This is a genomic window from Lachnoclostridium sp. An169, assembly GCF_002160525.1.
Lineage (GTDB): Bacteria > Bacillota > Clostridia > Lachnospirales > Lachnospiraceae > Mediterraneibacter > Mediterraneibacter cottocaccae.
Genome location: NZ_NFKT01000001.1, coordinates 42,987 through 68,449, shown reverse-complemented (window position 1 = coordinate 68,449; position 25,463 = coordinate 42,987). Strand labels below are relative to the sequence as shown.

The 25,463-nt window shown below is 47.7% G+C and carries 23 protein-coding genes and 1 tRNA gene; 7 read left to right on the top strand and 17 right to left on the bottom strand.

Features of this window, described 5'->3' with window-relative positions; genetic code table 11:
- Positions 1 to 20 precede the first annotated feature (20 nt).
- The 5 genes from B5F07_RS00350 to B5F07_RS00330 form a co-directional block, all read right to left on the bottom strand.
- A complete protein-coding gene (locus tag B5F07_RS00350) occupies positions 21 to 851 on the bottom strand; it encodes a carbohydrate ABC transporter permease (RefSeq protein ID WP_087159297.1) in 831 nt (276 codons plus the stop codon).
- Between the two features lie 12 nt (positions 852 to 863).
- On the bottom strand, positions 864 to 1,772 hold the full coding sequence (locus tag B5F07_RS00345) for a carbohydrate ABC transporter permease (RefSeq protein ID WP_087159296.1): 909 nt from the start codon (positions 1,770 to 1,772) through the stop codon (positions 864 to 866).
- Positions 1,773 to 1,908: 136 nt separating this feature from the next.
- A complete protein-coding gene (locus B5F07_RS00340; RefSeq protein WP_087159295.1) occupies positions 1,909 to 3,207 on the bottom strand; it encodes an ABC transporter substrate-binding protein in 1,299 nt (432 codons plus the stop codon).
- A gap of 144 nt (positions 3,208 to 3,351) precedes the next feature.
- Positions 3,352 to 4,998: a response regulator transcription factor gene (locus B5F07_RS00335; RefSeq protein WP_087159294.1), complete on the bottom strand. Its 1,647-nt coding sequence runs from the start codon at positions 4,996 to 4,998 to the stop codon at positions 3,352 to 3,354.
- Complete coding sequence (locus tag B5F07_RS00330) at positions 4,991 to 6,721, bottom strand: sensor histidine kinase (RefSeq protein WP_087159293.1); 1,731 nt, start codon at positions 6,719 to 6,721, stop codon at positions 4,991 to 4,993. The genes B5F07_RS00335 and B5F07_RS00330 overlap by 8 nt, the downstream gene beginning before the upstream one ends.
- Positions 6,722 to 7,109: 388 nt before the next feature.
- Here B5F07_RS00330 and B5F07_RS00325 point away from each other — a divergent pair, with 388 nt between their 5' ends.
- The 3 genes from B5F07_RS00325 to B5F07_RS00315 are packed head-to-tail and all read left to right on the top strand — an operon-like array spanning position 7,110 to position 10,486.
- Positions 7,110 to 7,487 carry a GntR family transcriptional regulator gene (locus B5F07_RS00325; RefSeq protein WP_087159292.1) on the top strand — a complete coding sequence of 126 codons (378 nt, stop codon included), beginning with the start codon at positions 7,110 to 7,112 and terminating at the stop codon, positions 7,485 to 7,487.
- Complete coding sequence (locus tag B5F07_RS00320) at positions 7,480 to 8,382, top strand: ABC transporter ATP-binding protein (protein ID WP_087159291.1); 903 nt, start codon at positions 7,480 to 7,482, stop codon at positions 8,380 to 8,382. The genes B5F07_RS00325 and B5F07_RS00320 overlap by 8 nt, the downstream gene beginning before the upstream one ends.
- Positions 8,357 to 10,486, top strand: a complete 2,130-nt coding sequence (locus B5F07_RS00315; protein WP_087159290.1) for a DUF6449 domain-containing protein — start codon at positions 8,357 to 8,359, stop codon at positions 10,484 to 10,486. Before B5F07_RS00320 ends, B5F07_RS00315 begins: the two co-directional genes overlap by 26 nt.
- A 23-nt stretch (positions 10,487 to 10,509) precedes the next feature.
- Here B5F07_RS00315 and B5F07_RS00310 read toward each other — a convergent pair whose 3' ends face one another.
- Both B5F07_RS00310 and B5F07_RS00305 read right to left on the bottom strand, forming a co-directional pair.
- Positions 10,510 to 11,685: a SpoIIE family protein phosphatase gene (locus B5F07_RS00310; RefSeq protein WP_087159289.1), complete on the bottom strand. Its 1,176-nt coding sequence runs from the start codon at positions 11,683 to 11,685 to the stop codon at positions 10,510 to 10,512.
- Positions 11,686 to 11,688: 3 nt separating this feature from the next.
- Positions 11,689 to 13,398: a [Fe-Fe] hydrogenase large subunit C-terminal domain-containing protein gene (locus tag B5F07_RS00305; RefSeq protein ID WP_087159522.1), complete on the bottom strand. Its 1,710-nt coding sequence runs from the start codon at positions 13,396 to 13,398 to the stop codon at positions 11,689 to 11,691.
- Positions 13,399 to 14,018: 620 nt separating this feature from the next.
- Here B5F07_RS00305 and B5F07_RS00295 point away from each other — a divergent pair.
- The 4 genes from B5F07_RS00295 to B5F07_RS00280 all read left to right on the top strand — a co-directional run bounded on the left by B5F07_RS00295 (position 14,019) and on the right by B5F07_RS00280 (position 16,877).
- On the top strand, positions 14,019 to 14,921 hold the full coding sequence (locus B5F07_RS00295) for a deoxyribonuclease IV (RefSeq protein ID WP_087159287.1): 903 nt from the start codon (positions 14,019 to 14,021) through the stop codon (positions 14,919 to 14,921).
- Between the two features lie 87 nt (positions 14,922 to 15,008).
- Positions 15,009 to 15,392, top strand: a complete 384-nt coding sequence (locus B5F07_RS00290) for a GntR family transcriptional regulator (RefSeq protein ID WP_087159286.1) — start codon at positions 15,009 to 15,011, stop codon at positions 15,390 to 15,392.
- A complete protein-coding gene (locus B5F07_RS00285) occupies positions 15,376 to 16,074 on the top strand; it encodes an ABC transporter ATP-binding protein (RefSeq protein WP_087159285.1) in 699 nt (232 codons plus the stop codon). Before B5F07_RS00290 ends, B5F07_RS00285 begins: the two co-directional genes overlap by 17 nt.
- The gene (locus tag B5F07_RS00280) at positions 16,068 to 16,877 is read left to right on the top strand and encodes a hypothetical protein (RefSeq protein ID WP_087159284.1); all 810 of its coding nucleotides are present in this window, start codon (positions 16,068 to 16,070) and stop codon (positions 16,875 to 16,877) included. The genes B5F07_RS00285 and B5F07_RS00280 overlap by 7 nt, the downstream gene beginning before the upstream one ends.
- A gap of 61 nt (positions 16,878 to 16,938) precedes the next feature.
- On the opposite strand, the gene B5F07_RS00275 is transcribed toward B5F07_RS00280, so the two are convergent.
- From B5F07_RS00275 to B5F07_RS00230, 10 genes are all read right to left on the bottom strand, one after another.
- A tRNA-Arg gene (locus tag B5F07_RS00275) sits at positions 16,939 to 17,010 on the bottom strand.
- A 145-nt stretch (positions 17,011 to 17,155) separates the two neighbouring features.
- Positions 17,156 to 18,100, bottom strand: a complete 945-nt coding sequence (locus B5F07_RS00270; RefSeq protein WP_087159283.1) for a DUF5688 family protein — start codon at positions 18,098 to 18,100, stop codon at positions 17,156 to 17,158.
- A 224-nt stretch (positions 18,101 to 18,324) separates the two neighbouring features.
- Entirely contained in the window at positions 18,325 to 18,882 is a 558-nt protein-coding gene (gene efp / locus B5F07_RS00265) for an elongation factor P (RefSeq protein WP_087159282.1), read from the bottom strand.
- A gap of 129 nt (positions 18,883 to 19,011) precedes the next feature.
- On the bottom strand, positions 19,012 to 19,521 hold the full coding sequence (locus B5F07_RS00260; RefSeq protein WP_087159281.1) for a YqeG family HAD IIIA-type phosphatase: 510 nt from the start codon (positions 19,519 to 19,521) through the stop codon (positions 19,012 to 19,014).
- Positions 19,521 to 20,306 carry a shikimate kinase gene (locus B5F07_RS00255; RefSeq protein WP_087159280.1) on the bottom strand — a complete coding sequence of 262 codons (786 nt, stop codon included), beginning with the start codon at positions 20,304 to 20,306 and terminating at the stop codon, positions 19,521 to 19,523. The genes B5F07_RS00260 and B5F07_RS00255 overlap by 1 nt, the downstream gene beginning before the upstream one ends.
- Positions 20,307 to 20,386: 80 nt before the next feature.
- Positions 20,387 to 21,121, bottom strand: a complete 735-nt coding sequence (locus tag B5F07_RS00250; protein WP_087159279.1) for a peptidoglycan recognition protein family protein — start codon at positions 21,119 to 21,121, stop codon at positions 20,387 to 20,389.
- A gap of 112 nt (positions 21,122 to 21,233) precedes the next feature.
- Positions 21,234 to 22,688 (bottom strand): IMP dehydrogenase, encoded by a 1,455-nt coding sequence (guaB, locus tag B5F07_RS00245; protein ID WP_087159521.1) that lies wholly within the window; start codon positions 22,686 to 22,688, stop codon positions 21,234 to 21,236.
- Between the two features lie 336 nt (positions 22,689 to 23,024).
- Entirely contained in the window at positions 23,025 to 24,650 is a 1,626-nt protein-coding gene (gene groL / locus B5F07_RS00240; RefSeq protein WP_087159278.1) for a chaperonin GroEL, read from the bottom strand.
- Between the two features lie 27 nt (positions 24,651 to 24,677).
- Positions 24,678 to 24,965 carry a co-chaperone GroES gene (locus B5F07_RS00235; RefSeq protein WP_087159277.1) on the bottom strand — a complete coding sequence of 96 codons (288 nt, stop codon included), beginning with the start codon at positions 24,963 to 24,965 and terminating at the stop codon, positions 24,678 to 24,680.
- 155 nt (positions 24,966 to 25,120) lie between these two features.
- Positions 25,121 to 25,450 (bottom strand): hypothetical protein, encoded by a 330-nt coding sequence (locus B5F07_RS00230; RefSeq protein ID WP_087159276.1) that lies wholly within the window; start codon positions 25,448 to 25,450, stop codon positions 25,121 to 25,123.
- Positions 25,451 to 25,463: the final 13 nt, after the last annotated feature.

The window sequence follows — 25,463 nt, the reverse complement described above, 5'->3', positions numbered from 1 at the left end:
ATATTCCTCCCTTCTTCTTTCTAACCTTTGATCCCGCTACTTGCAACGCCTTGTACAAACTGTTTCTGTCCAGCCAGAAAAATGATCAATACCGGAATTAATGCCAATACAGATACTGCCATCACGAGACCATATTCTGTTGCATACTGCCCCACAAACATCTTAACTCCAAGCTGTAGTGTTTTCTTAGATTCCGTATTGAGATATATCATCGGTCCCATATAATCATTCCAAATCGTTACAAAGGTAAAAATAACCAACGTAGTAATAGATGCTTTGCTCAGAGGCAGCGCGATTTTTGCATAGATTCCATACTCGGAAAGTCCGTCGATCCTTGCCGCTTCAAGAAGTTCGTCCGGAATCGAGATAAATGCCTGTCTCATCAGAAACACCCCAAAGGCCGTAAAGCTCTGCATCAAAATATAGCCAATATGGCTGTCAACCAAGTGAAACATATTCATAATCGAATACTGGGGCAGCATATACACCTGCCACGGAATAGCCATTGTAGCCACATAAAGAAGGAAAAGGACATTTCTCCCCTTGAATCTGCATTTAGCAAACCCATACGCCGCAAAACTGGATGTAACCACTTGTATAATCGTAATGATTACAGTCAGTTTAATCGTGTTAAAAGTAAATGTAAGAAGCGGTATCTTCTCCCAAATTTTCACATAGTTGCTCCACTGCGGATTTTCCGGAATCCATTTAATCGGTATAGAAAACACTTCGCTGTCCAACTTTAAGGAAGATGATACCATCCACAGAAGAGGGGTCAATGTAAGTATAGTCAGACCTAATAGTAAAAGATAAATTAAAACTCTTTTTAAAGGATTTTTCTTTTTAACCATTTTGTCTCCTTTCTAGTAATTAACCAACTTCTTTTCAGCCTGGAACTGGAATGCGGTCAAAAGCCCCACGATAATAAACAGAATCATAGCTGCTGCGGAAGCTTTTCCATAGTCCCACGAGATAAACGCTTTGTTATAAATGTATTGTGAAAGCATAGTAGATGCATTTCCCGGTCCTCCCTGAGTCATCAGGTACACCAGGTCAAACACTTTAAAGGAGTTGATCACCAACATCATAACTACAAAGAAAGTACTTGGGCTTAGAAGCGGCCAGGTAATCCTGCTAAACAAAGCCCACCCCTTTGCTCCATCGATCTCTGCTGCCTCATAGAGGCTCTGGTCAATGTTTTGAAGTCCAGCCAGATAAATAATCATAAAATATCCCATATTCCTCCATACATTTACAATAATCAGTCCCGGAATAACCCATGTAGTTGAAGCCAGCCATCCCGGTGGATTAGAGACACCAATAAATTTCAGAAATTCATTTACAGGACCATAATCCGGCTGAAGCATAGCGTTAAATACAACAGACACAGCTACAATTGAGGCTACATACGGGAAGAACAACGCGCAGCGAAAAAATCCTCTGGCTTTAATCTTCTGGTTGAGAAGCAACGCAAGACCTAAAGAAGCCGCCATGGATAAAATTACTGTAAAGAACGAAAAATACGCTGTCTTCCAGATTGCTCCGACAAAGACCTCATCGTGAAAAATATCGATAAAATTCTGTAACCCTGCAAATTCCATCGGGTTAAACCCATCCCATCGGGAAAAGCTTAAAATTAACGAGAAGATTACGGGAATAAAAATGAAAATCAGAAACCCTATCAGATTCGGAAGAATAAACGAATATCCTATCAGGTTCTGCCTAAACGTCAGAGTCATTCCTCTACTTGTTTTATTTGACTTTCTTTTCATAGTGCCTCCTTACTTGCTTTGACAAAGCCATTAGAATACATTCTCTATTCAGCAGTCCACTTAAAAACGGGCGGCAGTTTACTGCCGCCCATTTTTTCAGACAAATATAATTTGCGAAACTGCATCGCTATATATCCTAACTATTTTCAATTTCTTTTGCTCTCTCGCCCATTTCCTTGAGTCCATCATCTATAGACTTCTCTTTAATCATAATTAACGAGTGTTCTTCACCAAGCATCTGGTTTACTTCAGCGGAATTGATGTTGATTGGTCTATCAAGTACAATCGATGTCGTCTGAAGCGCTTCTGCTGCACCTTCCGGCATACCGTCTGCTTTGCAGATTTCTCCAATTGTCGTGTCATCCTGATAAGATGGAAATCCTCCCGCAGAAATCAAGTAAGAGGAACCTTTTTCACCGCATGCATATTTGATAAACTCCCAGGCCTCTTCTTTATACTTGGAGTTCGCATTGATTGCCATCGGAGTTGTAGATCCAACCGTACTTCCGGCTTCCACTCCATCGGGATGCGGAATCGTTGCAATTCCCCAGTTCACATCTGTTTCGCCGGCGGCTTTTTTTGCAATCATCTGCTGAACAAGCCATGTTCCCATTGGAACCGTGGCAACAGTTCCCTGTTGGAATACAGAAGCATAGGCAATATTTCCGGTTTTAAGTGTGGAATAATCCATAATTGTTCCCGCATCCTGCATTCTGAGCGCCATCTCGTAATACGGCTTCATAAATGTGTAATCTGGACCGAGAATTGTATTTTTACCGTCTTGAATTGCCCAGTTCTGCACACAAGCCTGCCAGGTGTGCAGGAATCCTCCATAAATCTTATTGGCGCCCTCGCCACTTGTAAGCTTGCTGCACATCTCTTCCCACTCTGTCCATGTCATGTCGTTTGACGGATATTGAACACCTGCGTCATCAAAAATATCTTTGTTATAGAACAGTACATAGTAATCGGTCTTAAATGGTAAAGCCGCCTGCTTTCCCTCCAAATTAAAGCTATCATACGAAATGTACTTGGAGGTATCTATTCCATCCTTTTCAATATAGGAAGTCAGATCTTCAAGCTGCCCTTTTTTCATATAGGATGCCGTTGTGTCTGGATCTTTCACATATACAATGTCACAGTCCGTTCCGCCATTTAACATAATTGTAAGCTTATTCATATATTCGGATCCCGCAGTATCAACCATATTAATTTTAATGTTCGGATGCTCTTTCTGGAATCCATCCACAATATTTTTCAAATATCCATTTGTAGCCAGATCCCATACCGGGAAAGTCAGTGTTACTTCTTCCTCTCCACCATTTTTTCCGCTTTCCGCACTATCTTTTGATGAGCCACATCCTGAAAGTACAGTTGCGGCAAGTGTCACTGCCGTAAGCCCAAGCGCAATAGATTTCACAGTCTTCTTTCTCATTTTTTCCTCCTTTTACGTTTCAGTTTTATCTATTTACAGTACTGTATCTGATCTATGATTAGATTATAAAAGTTTTGTGCAGTAAAAGGAATCGAGAATTTCTCAGACTGTTTGTATTTTTTTATTATATCCTCATCTGAATTGTTACTTTTTTACACTATCTGCACTTTTTTCATCTCTCTCCTCTTTTTTTATGTGCTTTTGATAATCCGTAGGAGACATCCCCATGTATTTACGAAATACTTTCGAAAAATAGTACGTGTTCTCATACCCCAAGCGGCATGCAATCTCAGAGATCAGCAGATTTTCAGTTTTAAGAAGATGGCAGGCATACTCAATTCGGCTGCTGTTTGCAAAGTCTGTAAAACTCTGATGGTATTCCCTTTTAAATACCATAGACAAATATCCAGCTGTAACACCAGCAAACGCAGCGGCTTCGCCTAAACTTACATGGGACTCCATATGGTCTAGCACAAATCTTCTAGCCTTCACTGCAATTGCATTCTGGGATGTGCCATAGTTATCTACCGCATCCGCAAGTGTATTTCTGAGAAGTTCGAGTTGCTCCAGAACCTGACTTCTCGTATGAATATTTTCAATTGTCTCCACACTGCTCAATTTTTCTTTTGATACATTATCCATAATTCCTATTTCTGACAATGCGGCAGATGACTCCCGATTCAGTTCATTCAAGAGCCAGATTGCCTGACTCTTCTGATGAACGGTCTGACAAATTCTCATCCGGGCACTATCCATAACAGATTGAATCCCCTTTAAATTTCTACGTGTGATTTCTGAGTATAGCAGACTACCTATTCCTCTGAGTCCCAAAGGTTCATATTCAGCCACAGTATTTTCCCCTCTCTCAAGCATTACCTCCGGCTGCCCCAGATAGTACTGTTCCTGAAGATTCCAATACTCTTCTGCACACTTTCCCGCATCTTCATATCCGTTATATATATGTGTATGAAATACCTGACACTCCGCCTGCGTAATCATCTTGACTGTGCTTTTTATCTTTCTTGAAAACATTTCAGCAAGATCTCCCCATCCCTGAGACAAGTGATGTACAAAAAGTGTCAATGCACTGGTTTCCCCCATATCCACCAACATATAATTCTCCCGGAAAACGTTATCTGCTGTTTTTAACACCAGTTCTCTCATCCAGTTCATAAGCTTTACCCGCTCTTCTTTCCTTGGCAGTTCTCCAGTTGAAATAGCAGCAAAATCAAACGGCAGATAAAAAAAGCCATACCACTTCATTACTCCCGATTCTGCCAGAAATTGTCCCATTTTCTCATCGAGCGTACTCCGATTTGCAAACACAACCTCCTGAAGTGCCTTATTTAACACTTCCATCTGCTTATGTCTCTCAAAATAATCCGCCGCTCCTACGGTCATCAGACGCCCCCTTTCGTCCCGTTTCTTTTTTGCGCGTTCCAAAACGTCATCTAATACAGCTGGTTCCAGTCTGCTTTTCACAAGATAATCTACAGCCTGCAGCCTCAATGCTTCTCTGACTAAATCAAACTCTTCCAAATTTGTAAGCACAATAAACACAATATATGGGAATTCCTCCTTTGTTTTCTCCATCAAAGTTATGCCATCCATAACTGGCATGTTCAGGTCAGCAAGCACCAAATCTGGTTGAATATCTCGAATCTGTTCCAACGCATCAGCCCCGTTTCTCGCAGTCGCTGCTATCACACAGTCGTGCTTTTCCCAGTTTGTCAGGAATTTTATTCCCGACAATATAATCGTCTCATCATCCACTATCATCACTTTATACATTAGCGCCCTCTTCTCCTTTTCTTTCTTTTGGTATATGAATAATCACCCTTGTAAAACACCCTTTTTTTGCTTCATATATCAGACCATATTTTGAACCATAAGTCATCTTAAGACGTTCATTCACATTACTAATACCAATTCCACTCATCGAATTCTTCCCTGGTTTTTTCTTCAGAATATCCCTCAACTCAGCTTCATCCATTCCTATTCCATTATCCTCAATCGAAATGAAAAGATCTTCCCCTTCAGAGCAAACTGCAACGCGAATCTCCCCGTAAGTCCCCGTAGGTTCAATTCCATGAAAGATCGCATTTTCAATCACCGGCTGCATCGTCATTTTTACAATAGTGTAATCCATATACTCATCCGGAATTTTGCAGATATAGTCAAAAATTTCCATATATCGTACCTGTTGAAGATTCACATAGTCCTGTGCCAGAGAAAGTTCCTCCCGCAGAGTTATTTTATCACCAGTTCCTTTTGCCATATTTCGAAGCAGATTTTCCAGGGACATTACCGTTCCTTCGATATTATGTGCATTTTGAATGATGGCCATCCAACGGATGGAATCCAGTGTATTGTAAAGGAAATGCGGATTAATCTGCGCCTGAAGCGCGTTCATCTCCAATCGCTGTTTTTGCTCATACATTACTTTCTGCCTGAAAATCAGATCATTAATATGGCGCACCAGACGATTGAATGCTCTCCCGATTTCCGCAATTTCATCTTCCCCCATTTCAATCGTTTCATCTGTAAAAAGATGATCCTGATCTATCATTGCGCCGATATGGTTACTGACCTGTCTGAGCGGACCTGTTATTCTTCGTGAAATCATTCTCGAAACTGTGAAACCGACACAGATTACCGTAGCAGCTGCTGCTAAAAATACATAAAGTACGAGCAGATTATCCGCCGTATAAATATTACGCTCAAGCATAGTGCTGATTTCAATATCAAATGGAACAAATGGAACCGAATCCGCAATATACCGTTTTTCTCCATAACGTAGATACTCTGCCTCAAACTTCTGTGAGGAATACCAGATATCCCCATTGCTTCCAAGACTCCGAATTAACACATTTGCCGAATCCTGGTACGGCTCCAGCAATTCCTTAAAATACTTTGTATCCACCTCTATGTACATGAAAGCATCCTGACCTGCATCTAACGGGTACACATACGCGAGGATCCTGTCTGCTCCGATCACAGAATCCGTCACTCTGGACACTGCAGTTCTACTGTCTTCTCGTTCTTCGAAAAGCGGACTGAGAAAAATTTGTTCTGACCGCACCGCAGATTGTTGAGACACCACAGAAATCAGCATTCCCGAACTATTGACCAGAAATAGATTTTTTACATATCCACTCATCGGATTTGCATTCAGTGAATCCTGAAGACTTTCCTGTGCATCCAGAGCATATTTTTTAGTTTCCACACTATCCATATATGCTCGCTTCATCACCCACTGTACACTTGAATTATTATCAGCTAAAAGAGCGAGAATATTTAAATTTTTTTGTGCATCTTCCATGTAGGCCTCAATCACAGAAATATATTCTTTTTCTATAGCTTCCTTTTTCTTTAAAAGCTGAAATCCTAAAACACCGCTGATCACCAGATTTGACACAATACATATGATAATAACTGGAAATAAAATAGAAATCAGTACTTTCACTTGAAAGCTATGCTTTATCTGTCGAAACAAGTTCTTTTTCTTCTTCATCGTATTTCCTCCTCGAGCCTCTGGGCAAAACAGCCGGAACCACTTCTTCCCTTTATGAGTACTGGTTTCTCATAATTTATTTAGATCCGCATAAAACAATGCCTGACAGCTCCTGCCTTTAATCGATTATTTTTATATAATCTCACGCCCAACTCCACCGAATCTGATATATTGTATAATATAATTATCCAAATATTTTCCTATATTAACCAAGAATTATAGCATATTTTTCTTTATTATTGAAGGGAAATCATTTTGTGGAAGATTACCATGCTTGACATTCCCGCCCCCGTATGTTACGTTTAGTGTACCAGTTGAACTAGTACACTTCATACTGTTCTTGAGCAACTGACATTTTATCCCAACTGCTTTCAGAAAGGAGTCCGCCATGATCTCGATCGACTATCAGAGCAAACTGCCGCTTTACGAACAGATCGTCCAACGCTTTCAGACACTGATCTTAAGCGGCGCCCTGCCGCCGGGAAGCCAGATGCCCTCGGTGCGCTCCCTCGCCATGGAGCTGTCGATCAATCCCAACACGATCCAGAAGGCTTTCTCCACCCTGGAGCAGGAGGGTTATATTTATTCGGTAAAAGGAAAAGGGAATTTTGTCGCCGAGAGCACCGGCCTGGCGGAACAGAAAAAACGGACGCTGATGGAGCAGTTCCGCCGCCTGGTGTCTTACGGCAGGGAACTCGGCATCATTGAGCAGGAGTATGAGGAAGTCATCCGCTGCATTTACGAAAAGGGGGATTCTCATGATTGAACTAAAGAATCTGGACAAAACATTCCGGCACATCCACGCAGTCGACCACGTCACCGCCCAGATCCAGAGCGGGATGGTGTTCGGTCTTGTGGGATCGAACGGCGCCGGGAAAAGCACGCTGATGCGGCTGATCAGCGGAATCTTAAGACCGGACAGCGGGGAGGTCCTTGTGGATGAGCAGCCGGTCTACGAGAACGGGCCGGTCAAGTCGGAGATCTGTTTTCTCTCGGACTCCCCTTATTTCTTTTCCACAGCGGACACCATCCGCATGCGGGAATACTATGCCATGTGCTATCCCAATTTTGACCGCAGGCTCTTTGACAGCCTGATCAAGAAGTTCCGGCTGGAACCGAACCGGAAGATCAGCACATTTTCCAAGGGCATGAAGAAGCAGCTCTCCCTCCTTCTCGGTCTGTGCAGCCAGACCCGGTATCTGCTCTGCGACGAGACTTTCGACGGACTGGATCCGGTTGTCCGGCAGGCAGTCAAAAGCCTCTTTGCCTCGGAGATGATGAAGCGGGATTTCACTCCCGTCATCTCATCCCACAATCTCCGGGAACTGGAGGATATCTGCGACAGCGTGGGGCTGCTGCACAAAGGGAAATTTCTCCTGACCCGTGATCTGGACCAGATCAAATGTACGATATGCAAACTGCAGTGTGTGATTCCGGACCGTTCCCGTGAACAGCAGTTAATCCGCTCCCTCCATATTCTGAAGCTGGAGCGTTCCGGTTCCCTTCTCACCCTGACTGTACGCGGGGACCGCGGGGAAGTTTTAAGGACAGCAGAGGCGAGCGAACCGCTCTTTGCAGAGGTTCTCCCCCTTACCCTGGAAGAAATCTTTATCAGCGAAACGGAGGTGGCAGGCTATGACATCAAAGATTTCATATATTAAATTCATCCTTTCCGACATCCGGCACAGAGCATGGCTTCCGGTTTTAAGCTCTATCAGTCTCTTTCTGCTTATGCCGGTCTATTCTCTGATGTATATTGACAGCACTTATCCGGATTCGGGAATTCTGGCTGAGGACGACTGGATCTTTTCTGTCTTTTCCGGTCTTCTCAACGGGAACAGCTTCTTTCCTCTTGCTGTTGCCATTTTTATCCTGGCACTGCTGGCTGCCGCTTCCGGATTCTCTTATCTTCACTCACGGGAGAAACTGGATTTCTACCACAGCCTTCCCCTCCGGAGAGGTCAGTCGTTCCTTATCTCCTATATGGGAGGGTTTCTTTCCTTCCTCATTCCCTACCTGATCTGCGCTTTTCTCTCCCTGGCGGCGGGATCTGCAGGCGGAATCATAACAGAGGAAAACGCCCTCTCCTGCGCCACCTCCATCCTGGGCGGAATCGCTGCATTCCTTCTGGTCTACCAGGCGGGGATTCTGGCAGCGGTCCTGACCGGCACCATCATCGCGCAGACCGCGGCGTTCTTAGTCCTCTGCGTATATCCGGAGATTGTACTCTCCCTCTTTACAACTCTGAAGGAGACATTTTATGAGACCAGCTGCTCAGTGATTGTAAGCCTCCCGGAGCGCCTTACCGATCTGGTCAGCCCCATCGAACTTTTTGACCGGCTCCTTCACGACTCGGCAACAGCAGATCTGACAGCCTCCCTTCCCGCCTGTCTGATTGTCCTTGCTATTCTCGCAGCGGCAGCTTATATCCTCTGCCTGTTCTACCCCTCGGAGGCAGCGGGAAATGCACTGGCCTTTCCGGTGACTGCTCCGTTTTTCAAGATATTTATCTGTATCCCCACTGCCATGTGTGCCGGGTTCCTCGCCTGCACACTGGCCGGAGTGGTGGAACCGGACTGGGTATTTCTCTTAAGCATCCTGTTCGCCGTGCTGCTCTGCGGACTGATCGAGTATCTCTATCAGCAGGATCTCCGTCTGCTCCTGAAGAACTGGCGCTCCTCCCTCATCGCCATAGGCGGAGTGCTCCTGGTTCTCGTCGTGATGCGATTTGACCTGACCGGCTACGACACATATCTGCCGGATGAGTCCCGGACCGCGAGCGTAGGATTTACCCCGGATTCTTTTTACAGCTATTTCACCTATCCGGGCCAGTATTCCGCCGAGGCGCCGGAACTGCGGATCTTTGCGCCCCCGGAAGACACCGGGATGCTTCTTGAACTTGCACAGAAAGGGATCGATAATCTGGAGGCCGGCATCACGCCGAAATATATTAACGGGGAATCTTATGAGGAAGCTTCCGGCTATGTCAGCGCCATTTTCCAGTACCGCCTGAAAAGCGGGCGAACGGTGGCGCGCCGGTATGTACTCCGTCAGGAGGACATTCTGGCCACACTGGAAACCCTCTGTCAAAATGAAGATTACCGCAGAGATCTGTTTCCCATTTTTCATATTAATCCGAAAGATATTCTCGCCGTCAGTACGTGCGATATCTCAGGGGAAGAGAACGCTCTCAACCTTACCGCAAAGCAGCGGGATGCACTGATAAATGCCTACAGGGAGGATGTTCTTGCTGTCAGCGTGGATACGCTTCAGAACCGCGCGCCCGTCGGCGAGCTGCTGTTTACGCTTCCATACTGGATCATGTCCGGAGACAAGCCGGACCCGGAAATGATTTTCCCGACAGAAACGCTTTATCCGACCTACTATCCGAACACGGAAATCATCCGGTATTTCTATATTTATCCGGAATATGAAAACACGCTTGCGCTCCTGGAAGAATACGGCTGTGTCCTGAGCAGCTCCATACCGGAAGATACCATTTCCGAAGCCCGCCTTTTCCTCACGCAGGAGTCTTACAATGCGGGAATCTTCGACAGTCTGCTTCAGGAACTTTCACTTTCGCAGACAGAGGCAGAAGAGGCGGTTTCCAACGGACTGCTTCTCTCGGACCGGGAACAGATCAGACTCCTGGCCGGACGCATTTCCTGGGACACTCCCGGTATCGCAGGACAGCGCTGGGAGAACTCGGACAGCGTGGAACTCACATACAAAAGCGGCCGTACCTGCAATTATCATCTGCAGTGACAGCCGCCTGATTCCTCAGATAATCAATAATATTTTACTTTCACGGTCTTTCCGATCTTTTCTGCCGTGTGAATCAGCTGGTCAACGAGGTTCATCCGCATACTCAGATCAAAATCCAGTTCTGAGTCGGCATGGGCCTCGTTTACTGCTTTTCCCACAAAGAGATTCAGTTCGGTACATTCTTCCAGTATCATCTTTGCCAGTCGGGACGCACCGTTATTCTGGTCCAGCTCATCGAAAAATTCTGCGTCAAATTCGTCCCTCTCATATTTTTTCAGCAGCTTCAGACATTTTCCCAGCGTCAGCACACCCTCGGTCACCAGGTCGATGCCGTCGATCACTGCCATGGGCGGTACGTCCGGATTGCAGGTGTCGATTTCCGTGCGGATCTCCCTGCCCAGCACCCGGGCGGCGATATTCGCCGTCGTGCCTCCTGCCACCACTTTCTTTCCTTCCATGTGCATGAACTCATGCATCAGGCGCTCATCATCCTCTTTGGACGCCGGCGGGCCGGTAAAAATATTGAGCACCTTGCGGTCAATCACCCGGGCTACCGCCACCGTTGTATCATCCCCCGGCTTTTCCTCGTAAAGCTCTTCACATGCCTGGCTCAACATAACCGCCAGCCGGGAAGCCGAGAGGGTCTTTTTCGTGCATTTCAGCGTATACTCCGCCATGGCCTCCCAGGTCCATCCCTGAAGGTTCAGGATGGAGCCCGCTCCCGCGTAGATCACGCCGTCGCTCATCAGCACAAAGCAGTCGTTTTTCTTCACCTGAAAACGGCACTCATGAATCTTCTTGTTCTCGATCTCTCTCACTTCGTACGGATAACTGACAATTTTCCCGTCCCGGATGAACACGCAGGAAGGATTGTCAAATTCTGCCAGATATGCCTCCCCGCTGTGGAAAATCTGGAGGATGCTGAATGTGGCATAGGCCACTTTTCTCACTTTGCAGATGGGAAGGGTTCTGGCAATGGTCTCCACACAGGATTCGATCCCGGCGCCTTCAAAGAGCATGGTCCCCAGAATCTTGGAAGTCAGCGTGGCGAGGATGTTCGCCTTCACGCCGCTTCCCATGCCGTCCGCCAGAATCACGATATCCGAGTCATCCCTCTTGATAATCTCCACCTTGTCGCCGCAGAGTTCCTCGTGGTGTTTGTTGAGGCTTCTCCATGCCACGTCAATACTCACACTCATGGGCTACTCCTCCTCGTTCAGAATGGAATCCCTCAGCCTGGACAATGTGACCTTTGTCTCCGCAGTGGTCTCCCCGAGAAGACCTGCGATCTCCTGGGCAACCATCATCTGTTTCTCAATGACTTTCTGCGCCATCTCCACGGTCTCCACCTTCAGATTATAGTGCTGCTCCCGGATCTTCTCCTCTCTCGTGATATCCTGGAAAGTGACAAGGACCGCATCCAGATTCTCGATGTAGACGATGGTCTCCTCCGCCGTCATCCTTCCGTTCTCAAGCTGTACCTTCTTGTGCAGCACCGGTTCTCTCGTCAGAAGAGCTGTCTCGATATCGTCCGCCTCGATAAACTCGAATATGTACCTCTGTACCGCTTCTTCCCGTCCCACGCCCAGAAGATCCTGTCCCTTCTTGTTGCAGTCCATGATCTTCATATCATTTGCGATGACGAAAATCATATTCGGCGTCACATCCATCACCACATTCGACATGGATTCCGCCTGATTTAAGGCGTAAGGCATACACATGGAGAGCTCCGCCTTCCCCTGGAATACCGCGATGGCTTTCTCCCGGCAGGTGGAGTACCCGCAGGCGCCGCAGTTGAGCTCGTCCGCCGGGGAATATTTCCCCGTGGAGCGCAGAATTCTCCGGATCTGTTCCTCCGACGGCAGAGGATCAGCCACCCTGCGGTCTCCGAACTGCTTCGCCAGCTCTTCTGTGGTCATATCCGGCAGATCCCGGGCCGCCTTGTAGGAAACCACATTTTCGATCTTCACCTTTGTCTTCACATAGGAAGTATTCCAGTGTGCCGACGCAGGTCCCTTTGCGCATCCGCCCTCGCAGACATTTGCCTCGATAAAGCAGTGGTCCAGTTCCCCTTTCCGCAGACATTCCAGCATCTCCATACAGTTCTCCAGACCGTCCACAAATACCTTGTGATACCCGTCCGCCTCCTCTTCCGTGATGACGGACTGAATCACGCCGCCGCTGACCGGATAAAGCCGGTTGATCTTCGGATCCGGGTTGCCCATTGGCTTATCCTCGCAGGCGTGCAGGTCGATCCCCGCCTCTTTGAACCAGTCCGCCAGTTCTTCAAATGTCAGGATGGCGTCGATGGCTCCCCTCACCCGCTCGTCTCCGATAGCCTCCTGCTTCTTGGCGATGCATGGTCCCAGGAACACTACTTTTACGTCCGGTCCGTAGATCTTTTTGATATACCGCCCGTGCGCCACCATAGGGGATACGACAGGCGCCATCAGTTTCGCACAGTCCGGATAGTACTTCTCGATCAGGTCATTCACACTGGGACAGCATGTGGTGATGATATTGGGCATCTCTCCCGCGCGGACAAGTTTCTTGTACTCGTTCGTCACCATGGCAGCCCCCTCCGCCGTCTCCCGCACTTCATAGAATCCCAGCTTCTGCAGGGCGTCCACCACCTGTCCCGGAGTGTCGAACTCCAGGACTCCCGCATAGGACGGGGCGATGGAAATAATTGTCTTCGCCCCCTGGTGCAGATACCCCTTCACCCGATCCAGGTCACTGGCAAACGTCTTCGCATTCTGGGGACAGACCTCCAGGCAGCGCCCGCAGTTGATACAGTGGTCCACCATAATACGCGCCTGCTCATCCCTGACCGAGATCGCCTTCACGGCACAGTGCCGCACACACTTGTAACAGTGGCGGCATTTCGCATCCTTAAAATCGATGACTCTCATATTCAGAACTCCTCCTGTTTTCCTGCTTCTCAGGCACATTTTCTCTATAGGCAATATTTTAACAGAGTGCAGGGGGAATATCCAGTAGCTGCAGATACGGATTTTTTTATTTTTATGCATTTCCCGTGCATCCTTTCTGCGTTTTCTTCTTTGCCGATGTGGAAAGCGGGGAAACTCTTACCTGTACGTCGGTCTACGTAGTGGATGACGACTGTATTGACTCCTCCTATCTGAGCTTCTTCCGCAGTATCGGAGCACTCTCAGAGGACGGAGAGATGATTTCACAGCCATACGTGAAGATTCAGGAATAATCACCCGGCAGATTCCTGCGAATATGTAATAATATTAATATTAGAGAAGAAATGGGGCTGCCGCCCCGGTTGGTTTGTCGTGTGCTGATCTTACCAACCGGCTGCGGCAGCCCTATAACTTTTCACTGGCATCCCGCAATACCGGTTGCACCTCCCCTGTTTTACCGTTATAATAAGAGACTGACCGGCGCCGCTTTGAAAGCTGCCGGATTCTGCCGGCTGCATGACCGGTTTATGATATGACGGACTTTACCGGCTGTGTCGCCGGTTTATGCCCCCGGATTTTTTTTACAGAAAGGAAAACATATTATGAAAATTGGTTCACACGTAGGTATGAGCGGGAAGGAGATGCTTCTCGGATCAGCAAAAGAAGCCGTATCATACGGGGCTGACACCTTTATGTTCTACACCGGAGCGCCCCAGAACACCCGCAGGAAGGAAATCAGCGAACTCAATATTGACCCTGCATGGGAATACATGAAGGAGCACGGCATCGATGAGATCATCGTCCACGCCCCGTATATTATCAATCTCGGCAATGCAGTAAAACCGGAGACTTTTTCCCTTGCCACAGAGTTTCTGGCAAAGGAGATCGAACGCACCGTAAGCTGCAGAAGCCATATTCTCATTCTCCATCCCGGCGCCCATGTCGGAGAGGGAGTCGAGACGGGAATCCGCCAGATTGTCAAGGGGCTCAACGAGGTGCTGACTGCCGACACCGGCTGTTATATCGCACTGGAGGCCATGGCGGGAAAAGGATCCGAGATCGGGCGCACTTTTGAGGAACTTGCAGCAATCTACGACGGTGTGGTCCACAACGACCGGCTCCGCGTCTGCTTTGACACCTGCCACACCAGTGACAGCGGCTATGACATTATCCACCACTTTGACGATGTCATCGGGGAATTTGACCGGATTCTCGGGAAAGACCAGATCGCCGTCTTCCACATCAACGACAGCAAGAATGCACCCGGCGCGGCGAAAGACCGGCATGAAAACATCGGTTTCGGAAGTATCGGTTTCGACGCCTTGAACTACATTGTCCATCACCCGGACTTTGAGGATGTCCCGAAGATCCTGGAGACCCCCTATATCCCGTCTCCGGAGAATCCGAAAAAGTCCTTCGCCCCCTACAGATACGAGATCGAAATGCTTCGCAGCGGAGTCTTTGACAGTCAGATGAAAGAACGGATTATCCGGGATAATCTGTAAAGATTTTTAACACACTCTTGACAATCCTTACCTTTCAGCGTAAGATTGTACTAAGCAAATAATACAATTTAAAAAAGAGGTGATTTGATGCCATGGAATCTGGATGATGACCGCCCGATCTACCTGCAGCTGATGGAACGGATTCAGCATGACATCATCTCCGGCGTCTACAAACCGGGCGACAAGATCCCTTCCGTCCGCGATCTGGCTCTTGATGCCGCCGTGAATCCGAATACGATGCAGAAAGCTCTCTCCGAACTGGAGCGCGCCGGTCTCGTCTACTCTCAGAGGACGAGCGGACGATTCATTACTGAGGACGAGAAAATGATCAAAAAAATGAAAATGGAACTTGCCTCGGAGCACATCCGGCATTTCTTTGACCAGATGCACCATCTCGGATTTTCAGACGGTGAGACTCTGGAGATGATACAGGAAACGATAAGGGGGAATAACAATGCGACCAATACTTGAATGTCAGCAGCTTACAAAAAAATACGGGAACTTTTTTGCCCTCTCCAACTTGAACATTGCACTTGACCGGGGTCAGATTATCGGACTTCTCGGTCCCAACGGGAGCGGAAAGACCACTCTGATCAAACTGATCAACGGACTGCTCGTCCCCAGCGAAGGACATATCATGATAAACGGAATGGCGCCGGGAGTGGAATCCAAGCGGATTGTCTCCTATCTGCCGGACCGGAATTATCTCAATTCTTCCATGCGGGTGGAGGAGCTTCTCTCTTTCTATGTAGATTTTTATGATAATTTCAGCATGGAGCGCGCTTCGAAAATGCTGGACGCCCTGGAGATTGACCGCCGCGCAAGGCTCCATACTCTCTCCAAGGGAACCGCGGAAAAGGTGCAGCTCATCCTCGTCATGAGCCGGGACGCTGAACTCTACGTGCTCGATGAGCCCATCGGAGGCGTGGATCCGGCCGCAAGGGATTACATTCTGCAGACGATCCTTACAAACTACAGCGAAAACGCTTCCGTACTGATCTCAACCCATCTGATCGCTGAAATCGAAAATGTCCTGGACCGGGTCATTTTTCTGCAGAACGGCCAGATCAGCCTCAACGCCACCGTTGATGAGATACGGACCGAGTACGGGAAATCTGTTGACACTTTATTCCGGGAGGTGTTCCGATGCTAGGAAAATTAATCAAATATGACCTGAAGGCTACAGCAAAAGTTTTTCTTCTGCTGCATATCGTTTATTTTATTATCTGCCTTGCCTCCAGGTTCCTGTTCATGGACCGCCTGGACTTCAACGGAGATAAGGATCTGCTGCTTGCGCAGATCATTGTATTTTCCTCAGCCATGCTCATTCTGTTCGTTCTGGTAAACTCCGGCACATGGCTGCTTTTTACCGTCCGTTTTTACCGGAACCTTTTCAGCAAGGAAGGATACCTCACCTGGACGCTCCCGGCTTCCGGCGTGCAGCATCTGTGGGCAAAGATCATCTCCGGATGGATTCTGTATGCAGTGGATGTCATCGTCCTGTCGGCAGGCATTGTCCTTCTTGTGACCGGGCAGAATGTGACCGACGCCTACGCTGCGGTTGCCGCCGAGGTAACTGCGGAATTCGGAATGCCGATTTCCACATTCGGGATATACATGTTCGTTCTTTCCTTCCTGTCCGGGATCTGCGCAGTGATTTCTTCCTACTTCTGCGTAGCCGCGGGACAGCTCTTTCCCTCCCACCGGGTAATCGGGGCTGTAGCCGTATACTTCATAACATCGGCATGTGTGCAGGTGCTGACCATGCTTATTCTGGCTGCGAGCGGACATTTTTCATCCGACTATTTTGCCGGGGTAACCGCAGGAGAAGGCCGTAGTGTAGTCGGCTATCTGTTTGAAGGGCTCTGGGGAAGTATTCTGCTGATGTTTGCCATTGCAGCTGTCCAGTATGCTGTCATGCATTTTATTATGAAGAAAAAGATAAATCTGATATAAGAAAGCAAAAAACCGGGAACTGCTGTAGTTTTTGAAATTACAGCAGTTCCCGGTTTTTTTAAGCGTCTGAGCGGAGTCGAACCGCCGCACATGCCTCCGGAGGGCATCGCTCTATCCACTGAGCTACAGACGCATTCCAGTCTCTTTTCAGGCTTTCTGTTCCTCCGGGAACTTCCGGCTCTTTCAAGCGACCTTAATTATCCTAACACAATTTTTTCCGATTGTAAAGAGAAAAATGCCGCCGCCGGCATTTTTCTCCTGTTTTTCACCGCCTGGAACTAGAACATGCTCCTGCGGCTCCTCCGGGTTCCCATCATCAGGCTTTCCGTACTGCGCACATATAGATATGAGTGATCGCTTAAAATCTCCTCTTCCGCCACCTGGGTCATATTGATCTCGCGTATCATGGCATCCATCTCACTTGCACGCAGGCTCATGGAACAGGGGATGATAATCACCTCATGCACGCTGCTTGGCAGAACGTAGTAGTCCTCTCCAAGAATCTGCCCGATCATCCGCAGGATATAGGGATATGCGATACATGCGGCCCCGTAATTGCGGATCTGGTTTGACAGCACATACATTCCGTCGCGATCCGCATCGCTGTCAGTCAGCAGATTTTCCGGCTCTGCGCTGCTCTTCACCCTGCCTTTCACCAGCTCTCTCAGAGCATAGTTCATGGTGAAGAATTCTGCCGGAAGAAGTTTCCTTACGTTTTCCTTTCCCATTTCCCAGAGGGTATCCGTTGTCACCTTCCATTTGCCCGCATGACTGTTCTCAATCAGCATAGCCGCTGTTCCCTCGTCTGTCACCTCGAGAAGCGCATAGAACACAATAGAGAGGTCCAGAAGCTCCATATGAGGCACCCGCTCCAGAAGATCGCGGTTTTTCTCCGTGTTAATGAGCTTGAAAACAATTCTGTCTTTTACCCCTTCAAAGCTCAGAACCTTTTCATAATCCCAGGACTCTCTTCTTCTCACATTCTCATAAAACTCAAGGATACCATCCACAATCAGATCTACCGGCTTCCCCGCCAGATAGCCTTCATAGTATTCCTCCAGGTAAATCGTCGGTGAAATGTTGACTCCCGGAGTCTCGAGAAGCACCCCTACTCTCTCTTTTCCGTTGTTCTTCACCGCTCTGTATGTACTTACCGTCACACCGCCTTCCATCTTCTGATTCAGTCTTTCCTCTACCGCGCCTACAAATTCTCTGTAATTCATTTTTCTCCTTTCTGCCGCGGTTCATACAAAATTAACGAGAAAACCGATACGAATCGTATCATTTTGAAACTGATAAAAAATAAATAGAACAATATTATGTAATCTTGATTATAGAAGAATCTGTCCCGAAATGCAATAGGGAATTTTTCACAAAAAGGGATGTCCCGCAATGCGGAACATCCCCTGCAAACAACCTTCTCGAAAGGCGTTCTGAAAACACGGACTTATACTCTGGAGAGGTACTCTCCTGTACGAGTGTCGATCTTCAGCACATCGCCTACTTCTACGAACAGCGGAACCATAACGGTTGCGCCTGTCTCCACTGTAGCCGGCTTTGTAGCTCCCTGAGCGGTATCTCCCTTGAAGCCCGGCTCTGTCTCTGTGATCGCCAGCTCGACAAACAGCGGCGGCTCAACAGAAAATACATTTCCCTTGTGTGAGCAGATCTTTACTGTCTCATTCTCCTTTACAAACTTCAGCGCATCGCCTACAACGTCGGAGTTCAGAGCGATCTGGTCATATGTCTCCACATCCATGAAGTTGTACAGATCACCGTCTTTGTAAAGATACTGCATATCTTTTCTGTCAATATGCGCATTCTCAAATTTCTCAGTCGGACGGAACGTTTTCTCAACCACACCGCCGCTGATGATATTTTTTAATTTTGTTCTTACGAACGCCGCACCTTTTCCAGGTTTTACATGCTGGAACTCCAGAATCTGATAAATGTTCCCATCCATCTCAATGGTAAGGCCGTTCTTAAAATCTCCTGCTGAAACCATTTACAATCCTCCTTCAATCATACGCCTCTTATCGGCATTCCATTTATTAATTCTATAATAGTTTTCCTTATTTTTCAATATTTTTTTGCTGTATTAGGGCCCACAATCTGTCTTTTGTGCGGATTTCTGTCAAATATCCGCCTGTTTGCGCTGTTTTTTGTAGAAATGCAGCACGATCTTTTCCAGATATCGCTTCAGAACGATCTGGATCTCCTCCTTCGGATGGATCGGCTTCACCAGAATACTGCGGATTCCGGCGCGCTTCGCCCCCCACACATCGGTAAAGAGCTGATCCCCCACAAAGACGGTATTGCTTCTGTCCGTCCCCATAATCTCCATGGCTTTCAGATAATTCTTCGTGGATGGCTTATGGGCGTTGTAAATATAGTGGGTCCCGATATTCCTGTTGAACATCTTCACCCTTGCTTCCTGGTTATTGGAGATCAGGCAGGACGAAAAGCCGATCTCTCCAAGCCGCCGGAACAGCTTTTCCGCCCTCTCATCCGCCGGCGCCCCATGCGGCACGAGGGTATTGTCAATATCAAATATTACGCCCCTGTACCCGTCTTTATACAGTTTTTCGAAAGGAATCACATAAGTGGACGCCACATAGTCGTCCGGGAAAAATCTTTCAAACATTACCTGCCATCCAACTCCATCAGCTTTGTAATCAGCTCTTCGCAGATCTGCAGAATCGTCTTGTTGTCCGTCTGAATCACCACATCTGCGGCAGCCTCATACTTCTCCCTGCGCTTCTCCATCAGTTCTGCAATAAACTCCACATTATTGTTCCCGTTCAGAATCGGTCGGTCATCACTGTCTTTCACCCGTTCATATATGGTCTCCGGGCTCGCTGTAAGGAGGACAACCCTCCCGTTCTTCTTCATCTCGACAACGTTCTCCTCGCGGAGCGCCACGCCTCCGCCGCAGGATATAATACAGTTTTTCTCCGACTGCATCTCTTTCAAAAGCTTCGTCTCAAGGTTTCGGAAATATTCTTCTCCATAAGTCGCAAAAATATCCGGGATACTCATCTCCTCCCGCTCGGAAATCTCCTGATCCATCTCAACGAGCCTCATGTCAAACATAGTGCTCAGGTAATCGGAAATCGTCGATTTTCCCGCCCCCATGAAACCGATCAGAACAATATTATAGGAGAAGAGCTTTCTCGCCTGTATCCGTTTGCTGTTCCTCAGAATGCGCTGGAACACATCCCGGATCTCTTCCCTGTATTTATTGTCTTTCAGCTTTTCCTCAAGCCGTCTCTCCTGCTTGGCTTCCTGGGCAGGCTGCAGGATCGCCATGCCGTATTTTTCCTTATATGCCATGATCTTCTCCACGATCGCATTCCGCTCCACCAGCGCGTCGATAATCCTGTCGTCGCAGATGGCGAGCTGCTCGCGGTACATCTCCAGGTCGTTCATCTTCTTCCTCCACACTTTCTCTACACAATACAACATATTATAACAACTTTCCCGTGTAAAGGCAAGAAAAGCCTGCAGATTTACTCTGCAGAGCTTTTCTCAATGGCTTTTCCCACATTTTCCTTAAAGATCTCCCACTCTTCCGGGTTCTCCACAAAATATTTCGGACAGTCCTTTCCGGTCACGTCATAGTGCCGGATCACGTCGTCCTGCGTCAGATTGAACTTCACGCACAGCCAGGCCGTCAGCTGTACAAGAGAGCGGTATGTATCATCGGTAAAACGTCCGCTCTCATCCGGATGGCAGCACTCAATGGAAACCGTGTCCGCATTCCGCTCATTGGACGCATACGCCATCTCCCATGTGGGCACGCACTGGATGATCTCTCCGTCCAGACCCACAATGAAATTGCTGCTCGCCTCGGTCTCATGGCTGTCCTTAAGTCCGTTGAAATAATCCCGGTTCTGCTGGGCGGTGCTGCCCGGATTCGCCGTGTAATGCACCACAATCCCGTTGATCTGGTTCACCTGGGTCCCCGGTCTGGAATACGGGTTCACATCAAGCAGCTGCACATCAATATTGGGCTCCGATGCATCCACATTTACAATTTCCCTGTCCCCCCGCACGGCACAGGAGTATATCCCGAGGATCACTGCGATAATAATCAGGATGACAAGTCCCCGGTTGACATTAGCCAGCCGGTATCCTGCCTGCCTTTTCTTCTTTCCGCTCCTCCTGCCATTTCCGGGGCTTTTTCTGCTGCCCTGTGAACTTCTTCTTCCGTTTCCCCTGCTGTTTCCCCTGTTATCACTCATACGTACGCCTCACTGTTCTTCTGTAACTTTTTTCATGATAACACAGATTTTATAAGGGATTGTGAAAAAAATCTTATGATTTTATAAACGTAACCGTTTTTTATCCTGTATTTTACTCGTCCACGCTGTAGTTCGGCGCCTCTTTTGTGATATGGATGTCATGCGGATGGCTCTCCTTGAGTGACGCCGCAGAAATCTTGATAAAGCGTCCGTTCGCCTTCAGCGACTCGATATCCGGTGTGCCGCAGTATCCCATACCGGAGCGGAGTCCGCCCATAAGCTGGAATACTGTATCCTCAACAGTACCCTTGTATGCCACACGGCCTTCCACACCCTCAGGAACGAGTTTCTTTGCATTCTCCTGGAAATAGCGGTCCTTGCTTCCGTTTTCCATGGCAGCGATGGATCCCATGCCACGGTATACCTTATATTTTCTTCCCTGATAGAGTTCGAATGTTCCCGGGCTCTCGTCACAGCCTGCAAAGATGCTTCCCATCATGCAGACGTTGGCGCCTGCTGCGATCGCCTTTGTCATGTCTCCGGAGTATTTGATTCCTCCGTCCGCGATAATCGGGATGCCGTACTCTTTCGCCGCAGCGTAGCAGTCCATAACCGCCGTGATCTGCGGAACACCGATTCCGGCAACCACACGGGTCGTACAGATGGATCCCGGTCCGATTCCGACCTTAACAGCGTCCGCTCCGGCCTCAATCAGAGCTTTTGTCGCTTCACCTGTAGCCACATTTCCCGCAATAACCTGAAGCTCCGGGAACTTGTCCTTCACCATGCGGACAGTTCTCAGAACGTTGGCGGAATGTCCGTGGGCAGAATCCATAACAACCACGTCCACTTTCGCCTTAACCAGCTCTGCCACACGATCCAGGCAGTTCGCCGTAATTCCGATTGCCGCTCCGCAGAGCAGTCTTCCCTGGGAGTCCTTTGCGGAGAGCGGATACTTGATCTGCTTCTCGATATCCTTGATGGTGATCAGGCCTTTCAGATTGCCCTCGTCGTCAACGATCGGCAGTTTCTCCTTTCTCGCCTTTGCCAGGATCTTCTTCGCCTCTTCCAGAGTAATTCCCTCTTTTGCCGTAATCAGTCCCTCTGAAGTCATGGATTCCTTGATCTTCTTGGAGAAATCCTCCTCAAACTTCAGGTCACGGTTGGTGATGATGCCCACCAGCCTGCGGCCTTCTGTGATCGGCACTCCGGAGATCCTGAACTTCGCCATCAGATTGTTTGCATCTTCCAGTGTATTTTCAGGAGAGAGATAGAAGGGATCTGTGATGACTCCGTTCTCCGACCTTTTTACCTTATCTACTTCCTCGGCCTGCTCCTCTATCGACATGTTCTTATGAATAATACCGATACCGCCCTGACGCGCCATCGCAATCGCCATGCGGTGCTCCGTAACCGTATCCATTCCGGCACTCATCATCGGAATGTTCAGTTTTATTTTTTTCGTAAGATATGTTGACAGATCCACCTGATTGGGGATCACTTCCGAATACGCAGGAACGAGCAGAACGTCGTCAAACGTAATTCCTTCGCCAATAATTTTTCCCATATCCATCTCTACCTCTCTTTCTTGGAAATCAATATAAATATGTAAATATTTAACTGATATACTACAGAAAATCCCCGGATATGTCAAGACTTTTCCAGATTCGCATGCCTCTCCTGTCCTGATTTATTTTAAACCTTATTTTTAAGCTGTGCTTATAAATCAGCTTTTTTAAGAAGCAAAACGTAAAACAGAAGGCTTTCTCCGTCCCCGCGCAGCCCCAGCCCCGGTCCGCCCGAATCCGGACAAAAAAATCCGGGTATTCCCCGCGAAAGGGATGTACCCGGATTTTATAATATTAATGTTTATGACATTCGCCTGCGGACATCGCCGAATGAATTACATCATTCCCATTCCGCCTGCGCCGCCTGCTGCAGCTGCCGGAGCTTCCTCTTTGATAGTGGAGACTACAGCCTCTGTTGTAAGCAGTGTGGAAGCAACGCTGGTAGCGTTCTGAAGAGCACTTCTTGTAACTTTGGCAGGATCAAGGATTCCATTCTCTACCATATCTACGTACTCTTCCTTGTAAGCGTCAAATCCGATACCCGGCTCTGACTCTCTTACTTTATTTACGATAACCGCACCCTCAAGTCCTGCGTTTGCAGCGATCTGATACAGCGGAGCCTCAAGAGCTTTCAGGATGATCTTCGCACCTGTCTTCTCGTCTCCTTCCAGCTCGTCTGTCAGTTTTGCAACCTCTTTTGCAGCATGGATATATGCGGAGCCGCCTCCTGCGATGATACCTTCCTCAACAGCAGCTCTTGTAGCGTTCAGAGCATCCTCCATACGGAGTTTTGCTTCTTTCATCTCAGTCTCTGTAGCTGCTCCTACACGGATTACTGCTACGCCGCCTGCCAGTTTTGCAAGTCTCTCCTGCAGTTTCTCTCTGTCGAAATCAGAAGTTGTCTCCTCGATTGCCTTCTTGATCTGTGCAATTCTGTCGTTGATTGCGCCCTTGTCTCCGCAGCCGTCAACGATCACTGTGTTCTCCTTCTGAACTTTAACGGATTTTGCACGTCCGAGCTGCTCCATTGTTGTCTCTTTCAGGTCAAGTCCGAGTTCCTCGGAAATTACCTGTCCGCCTGTCAGGATAGCGATATCCTGAAGCATCTCTTTTCTTCTGTCGCCATATCCAGGTGCCTTTACAGCAACTACGTTGAATGTTCCGCGCAGTTTGTTGACAATCAGAGTTGTAAGAGCCTCGCCCTCTACATCCTCAGCGATGATCAGCAGTCTTGCTCCGGACTGTACGATCTGCTCAAGCAGCGGAAGAATATCCTGAATATTGGAGATCTTCTTGTCTGTGATCAGGATGTACGGATCTTCCAGAACAGCTTCCATCTTCTCCATATCAGTTGCCATATATGCGGAAATGTATCCGCGGTCGAACTGCATACCTTCTACCAGATCCAGTTCTGTCTGCATTGTCTTGGATTCCTCGATTGTGATAACGCCATCATTGGAAACCTTCTCCATAGCGTCTGCAACCATCTCGCCTACTGCTTCATCTCCGGAAGATACAGCCGCTACTCTGGCGATCTGCTCTTTTCCTTTGACTTTGCTGCTCATGTTCTGGATTGCCTCAACAGCCTTGTCTGTTGCTTTCTTCATACCTTTTCTCAGGACGATCGGGTTAGCTCCTGCTTCCAGGTTCTTCATACCCTCATGTACCATTGCCTGAGCGAGAACGGTAGCTGTCGTTGTACCGTCGCCGGCCACGTCGTTTGTCTTGGAAGCCACTTCTCTGATCAGCTGTGCTCCCATGTTCTCAAATCCGTCTGCAAGCTCGATCTCTTTTGCGATTGTAACACCGTCGTTTGTGATCAGCGGTGCGCCGAATGATTTATCAAGAACTACATTTCTTCCTTTCGGTCCAAGTGTTACCTTAACCGTATCTGCAAGCTGGTTTACACCTTTTTCAAGAGCTGCTCTTGCCTCAGCTCCGTATTTAATTTCCTTTGCCATCTCTATACATCTCCTATTTTAAATTTATTAATCCTCAACGATTGCCAGAATATCGCTCTGTTTTACGATAATATATTCTTCCTCGTCAAGCTCTACATCTGTTCCTGCATATTTGGAGTAAATTACCTTATCTCCCACTTTAACCTGCATAACAACTTCTTTGCCATCTATATTTCCGCCCGGGCCTACTGCGATAACTTCAGCTTCCTGCGGTTTCTCTTTTGCCTGTCCCGGTAAAACGATGCCGGATTTTGTTGTCTCTTCTGCTTCTAACTGTTTTAAAACAATTTTGTCACCCAATGGTACTAACTTCATTGTAATTCCTCCTTGAAATTTGTTTATTAGCACTCATTTCAATCGAGTGCTAAACCTCATGAATATAAAATAGCACTCCGGATTCCATTTGTCAACACAGTTTAAATTTTTTTTACAAACAGTTTCCTGTTTTTTTGTATTTTAAAAGAGCGCACTTAAAAAGCACGCTCTTTTCCCCGTCTTTCTTCCGTGACGTTATAAAAACCGTTTTTAATCCGGAATTTCAGAAGATTCCGGTCCTCGCAGCGGTATCTCTCCTTCACCACTCCCGTGCAGTACAGCAGCTCGGTTCTGGTGGAAATATAGCAGCGGTATCTGGCATCCAGAGAGATGGCCGTCAGGTCGTCTTCCTTCAGTTCCAGATAGATGTAGTCCTCTTCCACTTCGTATTTGTATACCTGGCATTTGCGGGTGGAATCGTCAAAGATCCCGTCCGCCGAAATCACTTTTTCCATTTGCAGGTCTACGGGATTGCCTTCATACATATGCTTTTCCTCC